The organism is Caballeronia ptereochthonis, from assembly GCF_001545075.1.
GTDB lineage: Bacteria > Pseudomonadota > Gammaproteobacteria > Burkholderiales > Burkholderiaceae > Caballeronia > Caballeronia ptereochthonis.
The window spans coordinates 50,557-69,412 of record NZ_FCOB02000030.1 but is presented as its reverse complement, the minus strand read 5'-3'; the positions used below and the strand labels follow the sequence as shown (position 1 = coordinate 69,412).

Annotated in this window: 18 protein-coding genes and 1 pseudogene; 15 read left to right on the top strand and 4 right to left on the bottom strand. The window is 65.3% G+C overall.

Annotation, left to right across the window (positions count from 1 at the left end; translation table 11 throughout):
- The first annotated feature begins 45 nt into the window (after positions 1-45).
- From AWB83_RS27275 to AWB83_RS27260, 5 genes are all read left to right on the top strand, one after another.
- Complete coding sequence (locus tag AWB83_RS27275) at positions 46-1,041, top strand: AraC family transcriptional regulator (protein ID WP_087048732.1); 996 nt, start codon at positions 46-48, stop codon at positions 1,039-1,041.
- A gap of 196 nt (positions 1,042-1,237) precedes the next feature.
- Positions 1,238-1,612 carry a COG4315 family predicted lipoprotein gene (locus tag AWB83_RS27270; protein ID WP_087048755.1) on the top strand — a complete coding sequence of 125 codons (375 nt, stop codon included), beginning with the start codon at positions 1,238-1,240 and terminating at the stop codon, positions 1,610-1,612.
- A 101-nt stretch (positions 1,613-1,713) separates the two neighbouring features.
- Complete coding sequence (locus tag AWB83_RS36555) at positions 1,714-1,857, top strand: hypothetical protein (protein WP_159463082.1); 144 nt, start codon at positions 1,714-1,716, stop codon at positions 1,855-1,857.
- A gap of 64 nt (positions 1,858-1,921) precedes the next feature.
- A complete protein-coding gene (locus tag AWB83_RS27265) occupies positions 1,922-2,449 on the top strand; it encodes an RNA polymerase sigma factor (RefSeq protein WP_087048754.1) in 528 nt (175 codons plus the stop codon).
- The gene (locus tag AWB83_RS27260) at positions 2,446-3,240 is read left to right on the top strand and encodes an anti-sigma factor family protein (RefSeq protein ID WP_087048731.1); all 795 of its coding nucleotides are present in this window, start codon (positions 2,446-2,448) and stop codon (positions 3,238-3,240) included. Before AWB83_RS27265 ends, AWB83_RS27260 begins: the two co-directional genes overlap by 4 nt.
- 84 nt (positions 3,241-3,324) lie before the next feature.
- Here AWB83_RS27260 and AWB83_RS27255 read toward each other — a convergent pair whose 3' ends face one another.
- Entirely contained in the window at positions 3,325-3,549 is a 225-nt protein-coding gene (locus AWB83_RS27255) for a hypothetical protein (protein ID WP_087048730.1), read from the bottom strand.
- Between the two features lie 412 nt (positions 3,550-3,961).
- Here AWB83_RS27255 and AWB83_RS27245 point away from each other — a divergent pair, with 412 nt between their 5' ends.
- Positions 3,962-4,486: an RrF2 family transcriptional regulator gene (locus tag AWB83_RS27245; protein ID WP_087048728.1), complete on the top strand. Its 525-nt coding sequence runs from the start codon at positions 3,962-3,964 to the stop codon at positions 4,484-4,486.
- Between the two features lie 3 nt (positions 4,487-4,489).
- On the opposite strand, the gene AWB83_RS27240 is transcribed toward AWB83_RS27245, so the two are convergent.
- Positions 4,490-4,912 (bottom strand): BspC domain-containing protein, encoded by a 423-nt coding sequence (locus AWB83_RS27240; protein ID WP_087048727.1) that lies wholly within the window; start codon positions 4,910-4,912, stop codon positions 4,490-4,492.
- A gap of 239 nt (positions 4,913-5,151) precedes the next feature.
- Here AWB83_RS27240 and AWB83_RS27235 point away from each other — a divergent pair, with 239 nt between their 5' ends.
- From AWB83_RS27235 to AWB83_RS27200, 8 genes and pseudogenes are all read left to right on the top strand, one after another.
- A complete protein-coding gene (locus AWB83_RS27235; protein ID WP_087048726.1) occupies positions 5,152-5,712 on the top strand; it encodes a putative glycolipid-binding domain-containing protein in 561 nt (186 codons plus the stop codon).
- Between the two features lie 75 nt (positions 5,713-5,787).
- Complete coding sequence (selD, locus tag AWB83_RS27230) at positions 5,788-6,843, top strand: selenide, water dikinase SelD (RefSeq protein WP_087048725.1); 1,056 nt, start codon at positions 5,788-5,790, stop codon at positions 6,841-6,843.
- A gap of 19 nt (positions 6,844-6,862) precedes the next feature.
- Positions 6,863-7,792, top strand: a complete 930-nt coding sequence (locus AWB83_RS27225) for a cation diffusion facilitator family transporter (protein WP_087048724.1) — start codon at positions 6,863-6,865, stop codon at positions 7,790-7,792.
- A gap of 239 nt (positions 7,793-8,031) precedes the next feature.
- The gene (locus AWB83_RS27220) at positions 8,032-10,566 is read left to right on the top strand and encodes a mechanosensitive ion channel family protein (protein ID WP_087048723.1); all 2,535 of its coding nucleotides are present in this window, start codon (positions 8,032-8,034) and stop codon (positions 10,564-10,566) included.
- A 325-nt stretch (positions 10,567-10,891) separates the two neighbouring features.
- Positions 10,892-11,851, top strand: a pseudogene (locus AWB83_RS27215) (purine-nucleoside phosphorylase); the annotation flags it as partial.
- A gap of 527 nt (positions 11,852-12,378) precedes the next feature.
- Positions 12,379-12,696 (top strand): flagellar transcriptional regulator FlhD, encoded by a 318-nt coding sequence (gene flhD / locus AWB83_RS27210; protein WP_014250878.1) that lies wholly within the window; start codon positions 12,379-12,381, stop codon positions 12,694-12,696.
- Between the two features lie 16 nt (positions 12,697-12,712).
- A complete protein-coding gene (flhC, locus tag AWB83_RS27205) occupies positions 12,713-13,372 on the top strand; it encodes a flagellar transcriptional regulator FlhC (protein WP_087048722.1) in 660 nt (219 codons plus the stop codon).
- A 166-nt stretch (positions 13,373-13,538) separates the two neighbouring features.
- Positions 13,539-15,926 carry a DNA polymerase II gene (locus AWB83_RS27200; protein WP_208636810.1) on the top strand — a complete coding sequence of 796 codons (2,388 nt, stop codon included), beginning with the start codon at positions 13,539-13,541 and terminating at the stop codon, positions 15,924-15,926.
- 4 nt (positions 15,927-15,930) lie between these two features.
- Here the strand turns inward: AWB83_RS27200 and AWB83_RS27195 are convergent, their stop codons facing one another.
- The gene (locus AWB83_RS27195) at positions 15,931-16,932 is read right to left on the bottom strand and encodes a hypothetical protein (RefSeq protein ID WP_087048721.1); all 1,002 of its coding nucleotides are present in this window, start codon (positions 16,930-16,932) and stop codon (positions 15,931-15,933) included.
- Positions 16,933-17,205: 273 nt separating this feature from the next.
- Between AWB83_RS27195 and AWB83_RS27190 the strand changes: the two genes are divergently transcribed.
- Positions 17,206-17,445 carry a hypothetical protein gene (locus AWB83_RS27190; protein ID WP_167389175.1) on the top strand — a complete coding sequence of 80 codons (240 nt, stop codon included), beginning with the start codon at positions 17,206-17,208 and terminating at the stop codon, positions 17,443-17,445.
- 14 nt (positions 17,446-17,459) lie between these two features.
- On the opposite strand, the gene AWB83_RS27185 is transcribed toward AWB83_RS27190, so the two are convergent.
- Positions 17,460-18,848, bottom strand: a complete 1,389-nt coding sequence (locus AWB83_RS27185) for an MFS transporter (protein WP_087048719.1) — start codon at positions 18,846-18,848, stop codon at positions 17,460-17,462.
- Positions 18,849-18,856: the final 8 nt, after the last annotated feature.

Sequence of the window (18,856 nt, the reverse complement as noted above, 5' to 3'; positions counted from 1 at the left end):
AGTAAGCTAGTCGGACTCTCTTCTCTCGAAAATCGTCTGCTAATCATGGCTTTGAACGATACGCCCGGCCTCGCCGGGAAAGACAGTCACGACCAGCCCAGGGAGGCGCGCAACGGCGGCGGCGCGCCCGATGCCGCGCTTGACCAGGCCCGTCTCGATCTCGTGGCGCTGCTCGACCGGTTCACCGCGGGCTGCGAAGGCTCGGTGGAAACGCCCGTGCCGGGTCTGTTCCTGCACCGGATCATGAATCCGGGCGGACCGAAGCACGGCATCCAGACGCCCGCGCTCGCGCTGATCGCGCAGGGCAGCAAGCGCATCATGGTCGGCGACGAGGTCTACATTTACGATCCGATGCACTATCTCGTGTCGTCGGTCGATCTGCCGGTGTGCGGACAAGTGTCGGTGGCGAGCGAGTCGGAGCCTTATCTCGGCATGCGGCTCGATCTCGACGTCGAGGAAATCACCTCGCTCATCCAGGACGAGAAGCTGCCGCCCGCGACGCAGGCCGACGCCTCGCGCGGCCTCTACGTGAACCGCCTCGGCAACTCGATGCTCGACGCCGTGCTGCGGCTCCTGCGCCTCGTCGATACGCCCGAGGACGTGGCGATTCTCGCGCCGCTCGTGAAGCGCGAGATTCTCTATCGCCTCCTGATGAACGGCTCCGGCGCGCGGCTGCGGCAGATCGCGCTGCAGGACAGCCAGACGCAGCGCATCGCGAAGGCCATCCAGCTCTTGCGCCAGAACTTCGATCAGCCGTTGCGCGTGGACGACATCGCGCGGGACGTGCACATGAGCGTGTCGTCGCTGCATCATCATTTCAAGGCCGTGACGGCGATGAGCCCGCTGCAATACCAGAAGCAGCTGCGGCTCCAGGAGGCGCGACGCCTGATGCTGCTCGATATCGTCGATGCCGCCACCGCCGCGCATCGCGTCGGTTACGAGAGCGCGTCCCAGTTCAGCCGCGAATACAGCCGGCTCTTCGGCGCGCCGCCCCTGCGCGACACCCGCCGCTGGCGCGACGCGGCGGCGGCCGGCGCCTGAGCGTCGCCGTCGCGGCCGCGTTCCCTTCCATTCGCGAAATTTTCGATGAACTTCTGGCAAGGCGCGCGCGAATGGTCTTGAATGGATTGCCGACTGGCGATGCGACGGCGCTGCCGCATCGATTTATTTCATCGTCCGCGGAATAGTGCAGCGCTTCCGAACGTTCTACGGATACTTCTACAACAAGGAAGATGAAATGAAGAAGCGCATCCTGATGTCCGTCGCCGCTCTTGCCACAGTCGCAACCGCTTTCGCTTCGTCCGCCAGCGCGGCGGCGCCAAAGGAAGCCAACGGCATGTACGTCGATGAAAACGGCATGACCCTCTACACCTTCGACAAGGACACGAAGGGTAGTCCGAGCGCCTGCACCGGCGGCTGCGCGCAGGCGTGGCCCGCGGCGATGGCGAGCGATTCCGACAAGCCGGCTGGCAAATGGGGCATGGAAGCCGCCGACGGCGGCAAGCAATGGACCTACGACGGCAAGCGCGTCTATCGCTTCTCGAAGGACACGAAGCCCGGCGACAAGAACGGGGACAACTTCCGCGACGTCTGGCACGTCGTGAAGCCCTGAGCGTTCCGGGAAGCGCGCAAGGAAGCGGAAAAAGATTCGCGACAAGGCGGGCTCGCGGAATAAATCAGCGAGGCCGCCGGTCAATCCTTAAACGGGTAACGATGATGAAACGATCGATCGGAGTGGTGGCGCTCCTGGTCGCGCTCGGCCTCGCGCTGGGTGCGGCGGGGTGCGCGAGCGGCACGCAAGGTGCGCCGAACGGATCAGGCGGGTCGAGCGGACCGGCCGGCGGAGGAAGCTACTGATGGCGAACGCATCGAACGCATCGCACGCCACGAGCGCTGCGGGCATGCGAGCGGGCGCACGGCCTTGAGCTTCGAGAGCGATCTCCTCGCGCATCTGCCGCAGCTGCGCCGCTATGCGCGCGCGCTGACGGGCGACCGCGCCTGGGCCGACGATCTCGTGCAGGACGCGACCGAACGCGCGCTGAATCGCGCGAAATCGTTCCATGCCGGCACGAATTTGCGCGCGTGGCTGTTCACGATCATGCGCAACCTGTATATCGATCAGTTGCGCGGGCGGCGCGATATCGCGGTGGACGACGAAACCGCGCCCTGGCGGCAGATGGCCGCGCCGCGCGGGGAAGTGGACGGGCTCGTGCTGCGCGACGTACAGCGCGCGCTCTATTGCCTGCCGGTCGAGCAGCGCGAAGTGATGCTGCTCGTATGCGTCGAGGAAATGAGTTATCAGGAGGCATCCGTGGTGTTGAACGTGCCGACCGGAACCGTGATGTCGCGCCTCTCGCGAGCGCGCGAGCACATGCGCGTTCTGCTCGGCGAGGAACCGGGCCGCAAGGCGTCGGCGTCGTCGTCGTTGAAAGTGGTGAGCCGCTCATGACGAATCAGGACCATCCGTCCGACCATGGCGACCGTATGGGGCCGCCGAGGCCCGATCGCGACCTTCAGGCGCTGTCCGCCTTCGTCGACGGCGAGCTGCACGGCGACGAGCGCGACGCCGTGGCCGAGCGCATCGCCGACGATCCCGCGAGCGGGGCGACGATGGCGGCGTATCGCGCGCAGGACAACGCGCTGCGCGCGCTGTTCGCCGATCAGACGGAGCCGCAGGTCATCCGGTTGCGGCCGCGGGCGCGCGATCGCTATCTGCTGGCGGCGTGCTTCATGGTCGTCGGCGTGGCATGCGGATTCCTGCTCCACATGCTGTTGCCGACGCTCGGCGACACGCAGCCGCGTTTTGCGGAGCGCGCGGATATCGCGTATGCCGTCTATGCGCCCGAGCAGCGGCACGCGGTGGAAGTGGCGGCGTCGCAGCAGGATCATCTCGTCACCTGGCTGTCCAAGCGCCTGAACCGTTCGGTGACGATTCCGTCGCTGACCGAGTACGGCTTTGAGCTGGTAGGCGGGCGTCTGTTGCCGGACGAGGAAGGTCCCGCCGCGCAGTTCATGTATCAGAACGCGGCCGGCGAGCGCCTCACGCTCTACATGACGACGGCCACGGTCCGGCGCAACGACACGAAGATCAGAACCCTGCGCGACGGGCAGCGCACGACGTTCTATTGGGCATGGGATCGCGTCGGCTATGCGTTGTCCGGACAGATCGGCGAGGCGAAGCTGCAGGCGATCGCCTATGACACGTGCAAGGAGCTTGGCGGCGATCCCAGGAACTGGTAACGCGCCGATGAAACGAAAAACCGCAGCGGCACATGTCCGCTGCGGTTTTTTTACGCCGTCACGCTGCTACCGCGTTCATCGTTATCAATAGCGATGCGGAGGCGGCGGCGCGACATGATGCGGGTGATGACGCTCCCAATCGTGGCGCTCCCAGTAACGATGGCCATCCCAGTAGCGGTCGCCATGCCAGCCGACCGTCACGTGAGCGGGGGCATAGTGATGCACGTCCGCCGAGGCGACGTTTGCGAGGCCCATGCCGAGCGCGGCGGCAAGGGAGGCGATCAGCAGACTCTTCTTCGTCTTGTTCATGATGTTTGCTCCTGTCTCGTGTGCTCAGGTACCGCATGCTCGCTGCTTCAACTACGACTCATCCGGTAAGAGTTCCATGCGTGATTCAGTACGGGTTCAATAGCGGTAGTAGTCGCGATGATGGTGATATCCGCCATCGCCCGGAACGACGATGCAGCCCGACAGCGCGCTACTCAGCAACACGCCCAACGCTGCAAGGATCGCTAGTTTCTTCATGGGTTTCTCCGTGTGAATCCATGCAGACCAATTTAGCGGTTCGCAAAATGACAAGCCGTGTTCGTTTGTAAGCAAACGTGTAACCTGAAATATTTGCGACCGGCGCCTGTAAAGTGCCGCGGACGCGCGTCTTCCCCGTTGCGCACGCGCATGCGAAGCGTTATCTTGAACTCCGATTCGACTGGTCGGAGTGAATATGTCTCACATCAGCACGGGCGTGGAATACGCGCTCCACTGCATGCTCTATCTCGCGGAACCGCCGCACGGCGTGCGCGAGGCCGGCGTGCGCGATCTCGCGGACCTGCAGGGCGTGCCGGCGGAGTACGTGGCTAAGCTGTTCACGAAGCTGCACAAGGCAGGGCTCGTCGTGGCGACGGAAGGCGCGCGCGGCGGCTTCGCGCTCGCGCGGCCGTCGAGCGAGATCAGCGTGCTGGATGTCGTCGATGCGATCGACGGCGACAAGCCGCTCTTCGATTGCAGGGAGATTCGCGCGCGCTGCGCGGTATTCGGCGACGGTGCGCCGCCCTGGGCGACGAGCGGCGTGTGCGCCGTGCACGCGGTGATGAAAAACGCCGAGAAGCGCATGCGCGAGGCGCTCGCGGCGGATCGGCTATCGGACCTCGCGAGCCGCGTTCACGCCAAGGCGCCGCGCACTTTCGGGCGGCAGGTCGTCAAGTGGCTCGACGAGCGCACCGGTCAGCGGCGCGCCGCAAAGTCCTGAACCTCAGCGAACGATCTTCGGCTTCATGTTGGGCGTGAGCGAGACGCCGACCACATGACCGTCGCGCACGCCGCAGCGGCTGTCCACGCGCGTCCATTGCTCCTTGCCGCGGGCCTTGGCGAACGCGCGCATCACGATGACCTTGTCGACCGGAATCGGGTTGCCGACGCTGAAGATCGGAGTTTCGCTGTCGATCTTCGCGGAAAGCACGCGCCGGTCGGGCACGATGAGCGTGTCGTACTTCGGCGCGTCTTCCACCCAGCGGTCGAAGGCTGCGACGCATTGCACCACGGCTTCCGGCACATGGAGCCTGGTCAGATACGAATAGTCCTCGGGCAGGTCCGGCGTTTCCTGCGCCTGGACGAGCTGAAACATCGACGCCGACAGCGCGAGCGCGAACAAGGCGGGAGCAAGAGTGTTCTTCATGCGATGGGCGATGAAAAAGGGCGTTCGGGGTATTGGGGGCAAAGCGCGGATCGCCGGGGCACGGATCGCGTGAATGGCGCTGTGAACGGCGATGCGCGCGCCTGCGCAGGAATGGCGCGGAGTATACCGTGTGACGTTTTGCGACGTCGAGCGAATCGCGCATTTCGAATGCTGATCGAAAGTATTTCGCGCGGCGTTGTATCCTTCCATGCAGACGGTTCATGCGAAAGAGGTGGGCGATGAAAGCCGTGCGATGGTCGCAGCAGAAGGGCACGGGGCTCGAGCATCTCGTGCTGGACGAGGCGCCCGATGCCATCGTGATCGAGAGCGCGGTCGTGGGCGAGGATGAGGCGCATGCCTTCGGCCTCGTCTATCGCATCGAGTGCGATGCGCGCTGGCAGGTCACGCGTCTCGCGTTGAAGCTCGCGGGCGGCGCGACGCTCGATCTGCATCGCAAGGACGGCGACGACGGCGACGCGCACGCATGGAGCGACGCGAGCGGCGCGCCACTGGAGAGGCTGCGCGGCTGTATCGACGTGGACATCACCGCGACGCCTTTCACCAACACGCTGCCGATCCGGCGTATGCAGCTCGAGCGCGGCGAGCGGCGCGTGATACGCGTCGCCTATGTGCGCGTGCCCGAGCTGAGCGTGAGCGCGGTGGAGCAGGCGTACACGTGCATCGAGCCGGATCATCGCTATCGGTACGAAGGGCTCGACACGGGCTTCACGGCGGATATCACCGTCGATGCGGACGGGCTCGTGCTCGACTATCCCGGTCTCTTCAGGCGCATCGTGTGAAGCAAGCGCAAGACGGCATGGGCCGCAAGCGGCGATAATGGCGTTCATCGCAAGACTTTGCCCGACCTGTCAACCATGACCACGACTTCACCCCGTCTCACGAGTCTTTCCCACGGCGGCGGCTGTGGCTGCAAGATCGCGCCCGGCGTGCTCGCCGATCTGCTCAGGCGCACGGCGCCGCTGCCCGCGTTCCCCGATCTCCTCGTCGGCAACGACACCGCCGACGACGCCGCCGTGTACAGGCTCAACGACGAGCAGGCGATCGTCGCGACGACCGACTTCTTCATGCCGATCGTCGACGATCCGTTCGACTTCGGCCGCATCGCCGCGACCAACGCGCTCTCCGACGTCTATGCGATGGGCGGCAAGCCGATCCTCGCGCTCGCGCTCGTCGGCATGCCGATCAACGTGCTGCCGCACGAAGCCATCGCGCAGGTGCTGAAGGGCGGCGAAGCGGTGTGCGCGGAAGCGGGCATTCCGGTCGCAGGCGGCCATTCGATCGATTCCGTCGAGCCGATCTACGGGCTCGCGGCGCTCGGCATCGTGCATCCGTCGCGCGTGAAGCGCAACGCGGCCGCCCGCGCGGGCGACGTGCTCGTGCTCGGCAAGCCGCTCGGCGTCGGCGTGCTGTCGGCGGCGCTCAAGAAAGACAAGCTCGATGCGGCGGGCTACGCGGCGATGATCGCGGCGACGACCAGGCTCAATCGCCCGGGCGCCGAGCTCGCGCAGCTCGACGGCGTGCACGCGCTCACCGATGTGACGGGCTTCGGCCTGCTCGGTCACACGCTCGAACTCGCGCGCGGCGCGGGGCTGACCGCGCGCATCCGTTACGCGGACCTGCCGTGGCTGCCGCAGGTGCGCGACTTCGTGCGCGCGGGCATCTGCACCGGTGCGTCGGGCCGCAACTGGAGCGCCTATGGCGCGGACGTGTCGCTGGGCGCATCGCTCGAACCCTCGCTCCACGAGGCGCGCGCCTTGCTCACCGATCCGCAGACCTCCGGCGGCCTGCTCGTATCGTGCGCGCCGGAAGCAGTGAGCGACGTGCTCGCGATCTTCCGCGCCGACGGCTTCGACGATGCCGCGGTGATCGGCGAGATGGTGGACGGCGCGGGCCGCGTCGACGTGCTCTGATCCAAAAAAGAAGAACGGAATGAAGGAAGAATCCCCGAAAGCCATTTTCTACGCGCTCGCCGCGAACTTCGGCATCGCCGTCTGCAAGTTCGGGGCGGCGGCGTTCACCGGCTCGGGCGCGATGTTCGCCGAAGCCATCCATTCCACCGCCGATTGCGGCAACCAGTTGCTGCTGCTCTTCGGCCTGAAGCGCGCGCAGGCGCCCGCGAACGCGCTGCATCCGCTGGGCTCGGGGCGCGAGATCTATTTCTACGCGCTCATCGTCGCGCTCCTGCTGTTCTTCGTGGGCGGCGCGTTCTCGGTATATGAGGGCGCGCATCGGCTGCTGCATCACGAGCCGTTGTCCAATCCGTTCGTCGCGCTCGTGATTCTCGGGATCTCCGTCGTGCTCGAAGCGTTCTCGCTCGCGGGCGCGATACGCGAGATCCGCAAGGGCGCGCCGAACAAGACGCTATGGCGATGGTTCCGCGAGACGCGCGAATCGGAGTTGCTCGTCGTCGCGGGCGAGGATGTCGCCGCGCTGCTGGGTCTCGCGATCGCATTCGTCGCCGTGCTCATGACGATGATCACCGGCAACACGGCGTATGACGCAGCCGGCTCGATCGGCGTGGGCGTGCTGCTGATGATCGTCGCATATCTCGTCGCGCGCGAAGTGAAGTCGATGATCGTCGGGGAATCCGCGAGTCCCGAAGTGCGCAAGGCCATCGAAGCCCATTTGCGCGCGCGTCCCGAGATCGCGCGCATCATCAGCCTCATCACGCTGCAATGGGGCAAGCACGTCGTCGTCGCGGTGCAGGCGGAGATGATCGATTACGCGAGCGGCCGCGAAATGATCGACGCGATCAACGTCATCGAGGAAGACTTGCAGCGTGCGTTTGCGCAAGTGCGCTGGGTGTTCTTCGAGCCGGATGTCGCGCGCGACCGCCGCGAGCCCGCTGCCGCCCCGTGATGTCGGCGCGCTGACGCCGGCTCGGTCCCGGTCCATTGCATGAAGCTCGTCTTGGGGCGGGATCGCCAAGTGCTACCGCAAGCGTGGCGGTCGATAGCGCGTTTCCATCAACAGGGGCGTTCCGGGCCGTCGAAAGCCGCGCCGGGACTGCTTCTGCCTCGCCGACGGCGTCGCGTTAGCATATGGCGTGCGCGTCGTCCGCATCGAGTCCCTGAATTTTCGTGATCTTCATCCGACCTATGCGCAAAGCTCTTGTTGCCGTATTGCTCGTTGGCGTGTCGAGTTTTCTTTCGGCATTCCCGATGTCCTCCTTCGCCGCCGCCGGTTCCCCGCAGCCCGCCATCGCGCTGACGCCGCAACAGGCGCGCGATGCGCTCGCGGTGCTGAACGATCCCGCGCGGCGTTCGCAGATCGAAGATACGCTGCGCGCCGTCGCGGCCGCGGACGCACTGGCCGCGCCCGCGAGCGCGCCGCAGGCCGCATCGGCCGCGTCTGCGACGCCTGCCGCGGGCGCGTCCGGCGTGCTCGCGCATTCGTTGACGGCGAACGGGCTCGCCTCGCAAGTCTCGCGGCAGGCGGGCCACTGGCTCGTGCAGATCGGCGCCGGCATGCGTCACTCGGTCTCGGCGTTGCTCGACTTCGGCTCGGTGGCCTCGTGGTGGCGCGACCGCACCGCGACCGGCGCAGGACGCGCGCTCCTCGGTCATGTCGCGTGGACTGTGCTGGCCTCGCTCCTGCCGGCGTTGCTGCTCGAATTCCTGTGCTCGCGCCTCATGAAGAAGCCGCGCGCGAAGATCGCGGGACGCGGCATCGCCGACGCCGAGGAGCAGGACCCGGGACTCGTGCATGAAGAGCACGCCGCCGAGCGCGCGGAGGACATCGCGGCGAAAAGCGGCGACGAAATCGCCATGCATCTCGCCGAGCGCAAGGGGGACGACGCGCGCGGCCAGCGTCATGCCGCGCGTCACTGGACGCTGCTGCAACGCCTGCCGAGCGCGCTCATGCATGGCCTGCTCGCGCTGATTCCACTCGTCGTGTTCATCGGCGTCGTGACGCTGCTCATGTCGTTCTTCATCGACGACAACACGCCGGAAGCGCGCGTGCTGGGCTCCCTGATCGACGTGTATCTGGCCTGCCGCGCCATCTTGATCGTGAGCGGCTTCTTCCTCGCGCCGCGCGCGCCCGGCCTGCGCCTCATCCAGATGCGCGATTTCTATGCGGCCTACACGCATCGCTGGGTAAAGCGCATCGTATGCGTCGCCGGCGCGGGCATCGCGCTCGCCAACGCCGGCGAGCCGCTCGGCCTGTCCGGCGACGCGCGCATCGCGGTCCTGAAGATCACGCTGCTGATCGTGCACGTGATGATCGCGTACGTCATCTTCGACTGCCGCGCATCGGTGGCCGAGCGCATCCGCGAGCGGGCGAGGGCGAATCGCTCGGTCAGGCTGTTCGGCAACTGGGTCGCCGATATCTGGGCGGGCGTCGCGATCTTCTTCGTGATCGCGCTCTGGTTCGTGTGGGCCCTCGACGTGCAGAACGGCTACCGGACGCTTTTCCATCTGGGCGGCGTCTCGCTGCTCGTGCTCGTCGGGGCGCGCGTGGTCGCGATCGTCGCGTTCGGCGCGCTCGGCCGTCTGTTCCATGAGCACGATGACAACGACTTCGCGGAACGGTCGATCCTGCAGCGCCGCGCGTACCGCTATTACCCGGCCTTGCGGCGCATCGTGCAGGCGCTCATTTCCGTTGTTACGGTTGTCGCGCTGCTGGAAGTCTGGGGCATCGATATCGTGCACTTCTTCACGGCGGGCGGGATCGGCAATCGCCTCGCATCGGCGCTCGTGACCATCGCGGTGGCCGCGCTGTTCGCGGTATTCGTGTGGGAAGGCGCGAACATCGCCGTCGAGCAGCGCCTGGAGCAATGGACCGCGAGCGGCGAACGCCTGCGCGCGGCGCGCCTGCGCACCCTTTTGCCGATGATGCGCACGGGCCTGTTCATCGTGATCGCGATGGTCGTCGTGCTGACGGGCCTTTCGGAGATCGGCGTGAATACGGCGCCGCTGCTCGCGAGCGCGAGCATCTTCGGCGTGGCGCTGGGTTTCGGCTCGCAGAAGCTCGTGCAGGATCTGATCACCGGCATCTTCCTGCTGATGGAAAACGCGATGCAGGTCGGCGACTGGGTGACGCTCGCGGGCGTCTCGGGGACGGTCGAATATCTGTCGATTCGCACGGTGCGCCTGCGCGGCGGCGACGGCTCGCTCTACACGGTGCCGTTCAGTTCGGTATCGACGGTGAACAACACGAATCGCGGCATCGGCAACGCGTCGGTGCGCGTGTCGATCGCGCTCGGCCAGGACGTCGACCTCGCGATCTCCACGCTGAAGGAGATCGGCGCGGCGCTGCGCGAGGACGAGGCGTTCCGCGACGGCATTCTCTCCGACTTCAGCTTCTGGGGCGTCGATGCCGTCGACGGCTCGACCGTCACGCTCGCGGGCCAGATCCAATGCCGCGACAGCGCGCGCTGGCCGGTGCAGCGCGAGTTCAATCGACGCATCCTCAACGAGTTCACGGCGCGCGGCATCGAAATTGCCAATCCGCAGCGCAACTTCGTGATCGTGAACGGCGGCAATCAGGAAGGCGTGCTGGACGCCGACGAAGCGGGCGCGGATCAGCGCGGCGAGCCGTCGAAGGCCGCGCAGCATCCGACGAGCGAGGCGGCGAGCACCGGGAATGTCCCGTCGAATGCGCCGCCGCGGGCGACGCAGAGCGGCACCTGATCCTTGGCGGATTGCGCGAGTCGGCCTGTGGACCGGCAGGTTATTGGCGCTCCTATAATCGTGCGGGCGATCGCGCCCTGAACCGGGCGCGGTCTTCTTTCGAAGGTCGAACCTTTACGAGGATCAGCCCGCCATGAAAATCGCTTCCGCGTCACGATCGAAAGACCAACAAAGCACGCTTCGAAGGACATTCCCTGCAGGAACGCTGAAAAAAGCCGTCTGCGCGACAGCGTTCGCGTTCGGCGTGACGAGCCTCACGGGCTTCACCGGCTGCGCGTTCGCGCAGCAGCAGGACCGCGGCGCCGACGACGATCACGACCGGCACGGCGACGGCGGCCGCCCGGTCAAGGTGATGATCGTCACGATGTTCGCGCCCGAAGGCCAGGTCTGGCTCGACAAGCTCGGGCCATGGGATGCGGTCAGGGTGCCCGGGCTTTCGCCGGACTATCCCGACGTGCACTGCAACCGCGACGAAGTCTGCGTCATCACGACGGGCATGGGCCACACCAACGCGGCGGCCTCGATGATGGCGCTGACCTTCTCCGATCGCTTCGACCTGCGCAACACGTATTTCCTGATCGCGGGCATCGCGGGCATCGATCCGGCGCGCGGGACCATCGGCTCGACGGCATGGGCCAAGTATCTCGTCGACTTCGGCATTCAATGGGAGCTCGACGCGCGCGAAAAGGCCCCCGAGTGGCCGAGCGGATTCCTCGGCATCAACACGAAGGGCCCGCACGAGAAGCCGCCGCTCGACTATCGCACCGAAGTGTTCGCGCTCAACGCGACGCTCGCCGACGCCGCCTATTCGATCTCGCGAAACGTCGTGCTCTCCGACAGCGACGACGCCAAGGTGGCGCGTGCCAAGTTCAGCTATGCGCCTGCGAACCAGCCGCCGCGCGTGATCCAGTGCGACACGCTCGCCGGCGATACCTGGTGGTCGGGCAAATACATCGGCGAGCGAGCGCGCGCATGGACGCGGCTTCTGACGGACGGTCGCGGCGTGTACTGCACGACGCAGCAGGAGGACAACGCGACTTTCGAGGCGCTCAAGCGCGCCGCGAGCGTGAAGCGGGTCGACCTTTCACGCGTGGCCGCGCTGCGTGCGGGTTCGGATTTCGACCGCCCTTACGAGGGACAGACCGCCGTGGATAATCTGCTGAATTACGCGGCGCAGGGCGGTTTCACGCCGGCCATCGAAAATCTGTATCGGACCGGCAACCCGTTCGTACAGGAACTTGTTACACATTGGGGCGCATGGAGAAAGGGCGTACCCCAAAAGTAACGCAGGACGTTACAAATGCGGGTAACCGATGCCGTAACATCTCAGTAACAAGCGTTAGGTAATTATTACTCGTGCGGCCGCGTATCGGTAAATGCCGATGACGCGGCATTTTTTCGTCTTATTCGTCCGATGAATCATCTCGAAAATAGCTGCGGCAGACGTCAACCAAAACCCGCAATCGCCCGTTGATGCTCGCGACAGGCGATTAATCCGACTAAAATCAAACCGCCCCCAATTAAGCGTGGAAAACATCAGAAGAATAGGGCACGCACGCTGAGGTCGGTCAAAACAACTGTATGGAAAAAATTACCGATCAAAAGCGTTGTTTGCAACAAAATATTATTGAGATGCCCTTGCTTTCGCTCCCAACCGTACTTAGAATCCGTTTCACAGTGTTGTTACAAGATGTAACGTACTGAAACAAAATCACGCAGCACGTAGCCGGGCAGAACTCGCTCGGTGAGGCATAAAAAGATATCGGCGAAAAGCCGGCGGGAAATTCGGGGATTTACTGGAAAGTTGCAACCATGAACGGTCGCGAAACGCTGGAATCGATCCGGGAAATCAACTTGTCGTACATCATGCTCGCGCAGCGTCTGTTGCGCGAGGACCGCGCCATCGGCATGTTCCGGCTCGGTCTGTCGGCGGAGCTCGCCGATCTGCTGTCGGGCCTCACGCTCGCGCAGGTCGTCAAGCTCGCGTCGTCGGATAACCTGCTTTGCGCTTTCCGCTTCAACGATCACACGATGCTGTCGGCCTTGACCCAACCCGCGAAGAACGCGGACATCGCCCCGACGCACGCGGCAATCCTGCTGGCTGGCCAGCCGGCTGAACAGTTCGCTTAAGGTGACGGAGCGAGCCATGCTGAAGAAGAGCCTCACTGAAGACGCCCAGGACGTGTTCCGCGCCATCGCGCTGATCGAGCTCGGCGCGCGCATGCAAGTGCTGGAGAGCGAACTGACGCTCTCGCGCGACCGCATGATTCGTCTCTATCGCGAAGTGAAGGGTGTCTCGCCGCCGAAGGGCATGCTGCCCTTCTCGGCCGACTGGTACATGACGTGGCTCGCCAATATCCACGCGTCGCTTTTCTATAACACTTATACGTTCCTGAAGAACGAAGCCGGCTGTTCGCATCTCGATGCGCTGACCAAGGGGTATCGGCTGTACCTCGAGCACTGCAACCATAGCGGCGCCGAGGCGGTACTCGACCTTACGCGGGCCTGGACTCTTGTGCGCTTCTTCGACGCGGGCATGCTGCAGATGACGCTGTGCTGCCGCTGCACCGGGAAGTTCGTCGCACACAAACATGATTTGCAGAACAACGTGGTGTGCGGGGCCTGCCAGCCGCCGTCACGCGCGGGGAAGACCAAGAAAGCGGCGGCCGCCCGACAGGCCACTCAAGAAGCCGTGCTGGAGGTAATGTCGAAGAACGAAGTGCCGGGGCATGCGGAGCACACGGTACTCGGTAACGTAGCGGCGTTACAGCCGCAACGGGCGGGCCTGGTCGCACAGGCTGCTTAGGCGGTAGCGGCGCCGGCCGTCCTCCGGGGACCGTCCGCAAGGATGGTGGACGACCGGCCTGCCGCTACCGCGTTTTACTTTTCCTTTCCCTTTTCTCCCGAATCCTGAAGCCCGGCGCCGATTTTCGCGCCGGGCTGTTTGTTTCAGCCCCAAGTAAAATGCTTCGATGGCACGCGCGCTCGAAGGTAACGGCTTGGCTTCCGCACAACAGGGTTTTCTGCTGACTCGTCACTGGCGCGATACCGCGGCCGGGACGGAAGTCGATTTCTGGCTCGCCACCGGCGACGGCCCGAAGAAAATCCGCATCGCGCGGCAGACGAGCGTCGCCTTCATTCGCGCCGAGGATCGCGCAAGGGCCGAACCCATCGTAGCGGCCGTGCGCGACGCGCAATTGCGCGATTTGCCGCTCAGGGATTTCCGCCAGAAGCCGGTGCTCGGGCTTTATTGCCCGCAATACCGCCAGTTGCTCGCGCTCGAGAAGAATCTGCGAAGCGCGGGCGTCAACGTCTTCGAAGCCGATATCCGTCCGCACGAGCGCTATCTGATGGAGCGCTTCATCACGGCGCCGGTGTCCTTCGAGGGCGTCGAACGCGATGGTTGCATTTCGAGCGAACTGAGGCCGGCGCCGGATTACCGGCCGTCGTTGAAAGTCGTGTCGCTGGATATCGAGACGAGCGTGAAAGGCGAGCTGTATTCGATCGCGCTCGAAGGCTGCGGCGCGCGTCAGGTCTATATGCTCGGCCCACCGAATGGCGACGCCGCGCAAAGCGATTTTGCGCTCGATTATTGCGAAACCCGCGCGGACATGCTGCGCCGTTTCAACGCGTGGATCGCCGAGCGCGATCCGGACGCGATCATCGGCTGGAATGTCGTGCAATTCGACCTGCGCGTGCTCCAGCGGCACGCCGACGACCACGGCGTGCCGCTCGCGCTCGGCCGCGACGGCGGCGCGGTCGAATGGCGCGAGCACGGCATCAATCGGAACCACTTTTTCATATCGATCGCGGGGCGCCTCGTGATCGACGGCATTGAGGCGCTGCGCTCGGCGACGTGGAATTTCCCGTCGTTCAGCCTGGAATACGTTGCGCAGTCCTTGCTCGGCGAGGGCAAGGCGATCGACAGTCCCTATGCGCGCATGGACGAGATCGAGCGCCGCTTCCGCGAAGACAAGCCCGCGCTCGCGCGCTACAACCTGAGCGACTGCGAGCTCGTCACGAAGGTCTTCGAGAAGACGGAGTTGCTGCCATTCCTGCTCGAGCGCGCGACGGTGACGGGCTTGCAGGCCGATCGCAGCGGCGGCTCGGTGGCGGCGTTCACGCATCTGTACATGCCGCGCATGCATCGGCTGGGCTATGTCGCGCCGAATCTCGGCGACGTGCCCGAGGAGGCGAGCCCCGGCGGCTTCGTCATGGACTCGCGTCCCGGTCTCTACGATTCGGTGCTCGTGCTCGACTACAAGAGCCTCTATCCGTCGATCATCCGCACGTTCCTGATCGATCCGGCCGGGCTCGCGCAAGGCACGAGCATGCCCGACGACGCCGATACCGTCCCGGGATTCCGCGGCGCGCGCTTCTCGCGCGACAAGCATTGTCTGCCCGCGATCGTCGCGCAGGTCTGGGAAGGGCGCGAGGCCGCGAAGCGCCAGCGCAACAAGCCGCTGTCGCAGGCGCTCAAGATCATCATGAATTCGTTTTATGGCGTGCTCGGCTCGAGCGGCTGCCGCTTCTTCGATCCGCGTCTCGCGTCGTCGATCACGATGCGCGGCCACGAGATCATGCATCGCACGCGCGAGCTGATCGAGGCGCGCGGCTACGGCGTGATCTACGGCGATACGGACTCGACCTTCGTCTGGCTGCGCCGCGCACGCGGCGAGGAAGACGCGGCGCGCATCGGCCGGGCGCTCGTCGCCCATGTGAACGAGTACTGGCGCGAGCATCTGCGCGAGACGTTCGGGCTCGACAGCGCGCTCGAATTGCAGTTCGAGACGCACTTCAGGCGCTTCCTGATGCCGACGATCCGCGGCGCGGAAGAGGGCAGCAAGAAACGTTACGCGGGACTGACGACGCGCGCGGACGGCAGCGAGGAAATCATCTACAAGGGGCTGGAAACGGTGCGCACCGACTGGACGCCGCTCGCGCAGCGCTTCCAGCAGGAGCTCTACATGCGCATCTTCAAGGGTGAAGCCTACGAGGATTACGTGCGCGATTACGTCGGGCGTACGCGGCGGGGCGAGATGGACGAACTGCTCGTCTATCGCAAGCGCCTGCGCCGCACGCTCGGGGAATATCATCGCAACGTGCCGCCGCACGTGCGCGCCGCGCGCATCGCCGATGAGCACAACGCGCGGCAAGGCCGTCCGCTGCAATATCAGAACGGCGGCTGGATCAGCTACGTGATGACGCTCGCCGGTCCCGAGCCGGTGGAAGCGCGTCATGCGCCGATCGACTACGAACACTACGTGAGCAAGCAGCTTCAGCCGGTGGCGGACGGCATTCTGCCCTTCATGCGCGACGATTTCACCGTGCTGATGTCGGGACAGAAAGCGCTCTTCTAGGCGCCTAGAAGCGCACGCCCACGCCCGCCTCGATGATGTCCGCATCGCGGTCATAGCGCGTGACCATGCGGTTCCACGTCACGCGCGCGAGCCAGCGGCCGGTCAGGCGATAGCTCGCCGATACCGATACCAGGCCGGCGAAGCGGCCGTCGCCCGTCCGGTTGCGCGGCAGGTCGTCGTTCTGCGTGATCGACAGATACGGGCCCGCGCCCACGCCGAGCGTGAGCCTGTCGTTGAAGAACGCGCGCGTGGCCCAGAGCTGCGCGGCGATGCCGTCGCGGCGCGATTGCACATGTCCGCCTTCGTGCAAATAGGACGCGGTCACATCGAGGTGATGCCACAGTCCGCGGCGATATTCGATGCTTTCCGCCACATTCGATTCCGAGTCGAGGCTGTTCAGGATCGTCGTGCCGACCATCACGGTGACTTCGTTGTTCGTGACGTTCGTCGTGCGCGGCACGGCGCGCGCACGCGGTCCGCGGCTCTCGGGCGCGTCGAGCTGATAGCCGATGCCGAACAGCAGCGCGGTCGTGTCGGGTCCGCCGAACGCCTGCACGCGGTTCAGCTTCATCTCCGCGATCCAGCGATTGTCGAAGTAGTATGCCGCGCGCAGCGTGAACATGCCGCCCCAGCCGTGCGTGTTCGAATAGTTGCCGCCGGCCTGCGCCTGGCTCGTGTCGAAATAGCGATACGGGCCCGCGCCCGCCGAGAGCTCGAGCCGGTCGCCCCAGAGCGGCAGGCGTCCCCAGAGCTGCACGGTCTGCCCGTCGCGATGATGATCGGGAATATGGCCTTCGTTCAGCCAGGAAAAACTCCACGCGGCATAACGCCCGAGCCCTTCGCGATAGCTGGCTTCCCAGGAATACGGGTTCTGGCTGCTGCTCTTGAGCGGTCCGGCGAGGAAGGAGAATTCCTGGGCATGAGCCGCCTTGCTCGCGACGCCCAGCACGGCGCAGGCGATCACCGGGGCGACGATTCTCCACTGTCGTTCTTTGGTGGTTGTCATTACGCGAACTCGGATTGCGGGAGCGTCGGGTATCTGTCGTCGGGGCCTGTCCGTCGGAGAATACTGGCTTAAGAAAATTCATGCTGAAATCGCTCTCATTTAGGATTTTTCCGAAGCCGACTGTGAAACGTTTGCGCGCGTTTGCAGCCGCCATCGGAACGGACAATCGGTCGGCCTACGTTCGAAGCCACTCACACGCGGGGTTACGCGTTTTTTGACGCTTCAGTAAATTCATCACATCTCCCCCGTCCATTCAGGCAAGCGAGGTCAGCGATGGACTCCACCCCAGTTGAATATCGAGGCTGCGAGCTTTCAGCCATCGTGCGCCATTTGTCCGGCGAGTTCGTGGCCACGCTCCTGATCGAGCGCCCCGGCGGCGTGCGGCGCGCGATCGGGCCGTTCCGCTCGTTCCCGACGGCGCTGGCCGCCGAGCATTTCGCGATCGAATACGGCAAGGCGGAACTCGACGGCCGGCTCGCCGTGCGCGGGCCGCGCGTCGCGGTTTCGGGCTGAGGTCGTTTTCCCGCCTACAGGCTGCGAGCGGGCGCCTCGCCTGAGGCTTCACCCGCTTGCGCATGCTGCGCCGGATGCCGCGCGCGATAAGCCGCGAGCGCGCACACGCTCACCGCGGCGAGCGCGATCGGCACGGCCACCGCCTCGAAGATGCGCGGCGGCAGCCAGTGCGCGGCGAGCATCGCGCCGCCGATCATCGAACCGACGATCGAGCCGACGCGCCCCATGCCGAGCGTCCACGCGACGCCTGTCGCGCGCGTGGCCGTCGGATAATAGCCCGTCGAGAGGATGTTGGTGCCGGTCATGGTGCCGCCGGTGCCGACGCCCGTCACGAAGAGCGCGACGAGCGAGAGCCACGCGAGCGCGGGATGCCCCGTCAGATGCCCGAACGAGGCGAGGCTCGCCGCGGCGCACACGAACGCGACCGCGAGCACGTATTGCGGATTGAAGCGGTCCATCAGCACGCCGAGCAGGATCGCGCCGAGACTGTTGCCGGTGAGATAGAGCGCCGTCATCAGCGATGCCTCGCGAAACGGCACGCCGCTTTGCTGAATCAGAATCGGCAGCCAGTTGCCGAGAAAATAGATCACCAGAAGCGCCATGAACGCGGTGATCCAGAGCAGCAGCGTGCCGCCGCCGATTCCCGGCCGCAGCAACTGGCCGATCGGAAAGCCGCGCGCCGACGTTTCCGCGAGCGTCAACCGGGCGCGCGACAGATCCGCCCCCGGCGCGATGCGGGCGAGGATCGCACGCGCCTCGTCCTGCCGCGCGCCGTGCGCCACCAGATACCGCACCGATTCCGGCAGCCAGCGCGCCAGCAGGAAGATCAGGACGAGCGGCAGGATGCCGCCCGCGACGAGCATCGACTGCCAGCCGAACGCGCCGATCAGATGGGGCGCGGCGAGCCCGCCGAGCGCGCCGCCCGCCGCGATGCCGCAGCCGATCGGCGCGACGAGCGTCGAGCGCAGCCGCTCGGGGCAATATTCCGCGGCGAGTGTGTACGCGTTGGGCATCGCGCCGCCGAGCCCGAGTCCCGTGATGAAGCGCAGCACGATGAGCATCCCGAGCGAGTTCGCCCATGCCGAGATCAGGCTGAAAAGCGCGAAGAGCGCGATCGATGCGATCAGCGTCGGCTTGCGCCCGAAGCGGTCCGCCACGGGCCCGAACACGAAAGAGCCGACGGTGAGACCGAAGAGGCCAGCGCCGAACATCGGCGCGAGTTGCGCGGGCGCCGCGCCGAAGTGCGCCTTGAGCGCCGGTGCGATATAACCGACGACGACCGTGTCGTAACCGTCGAGCACCAGAATCGCGAAGCACAGGAGGAAGGTTGCAATCTGAAAGCGCGAGAGGGGCGCTTCGTCGATCAGGGTCTGCACGGCGAGCGTGGCGGATCGCGAGGTCATGTGTGTCT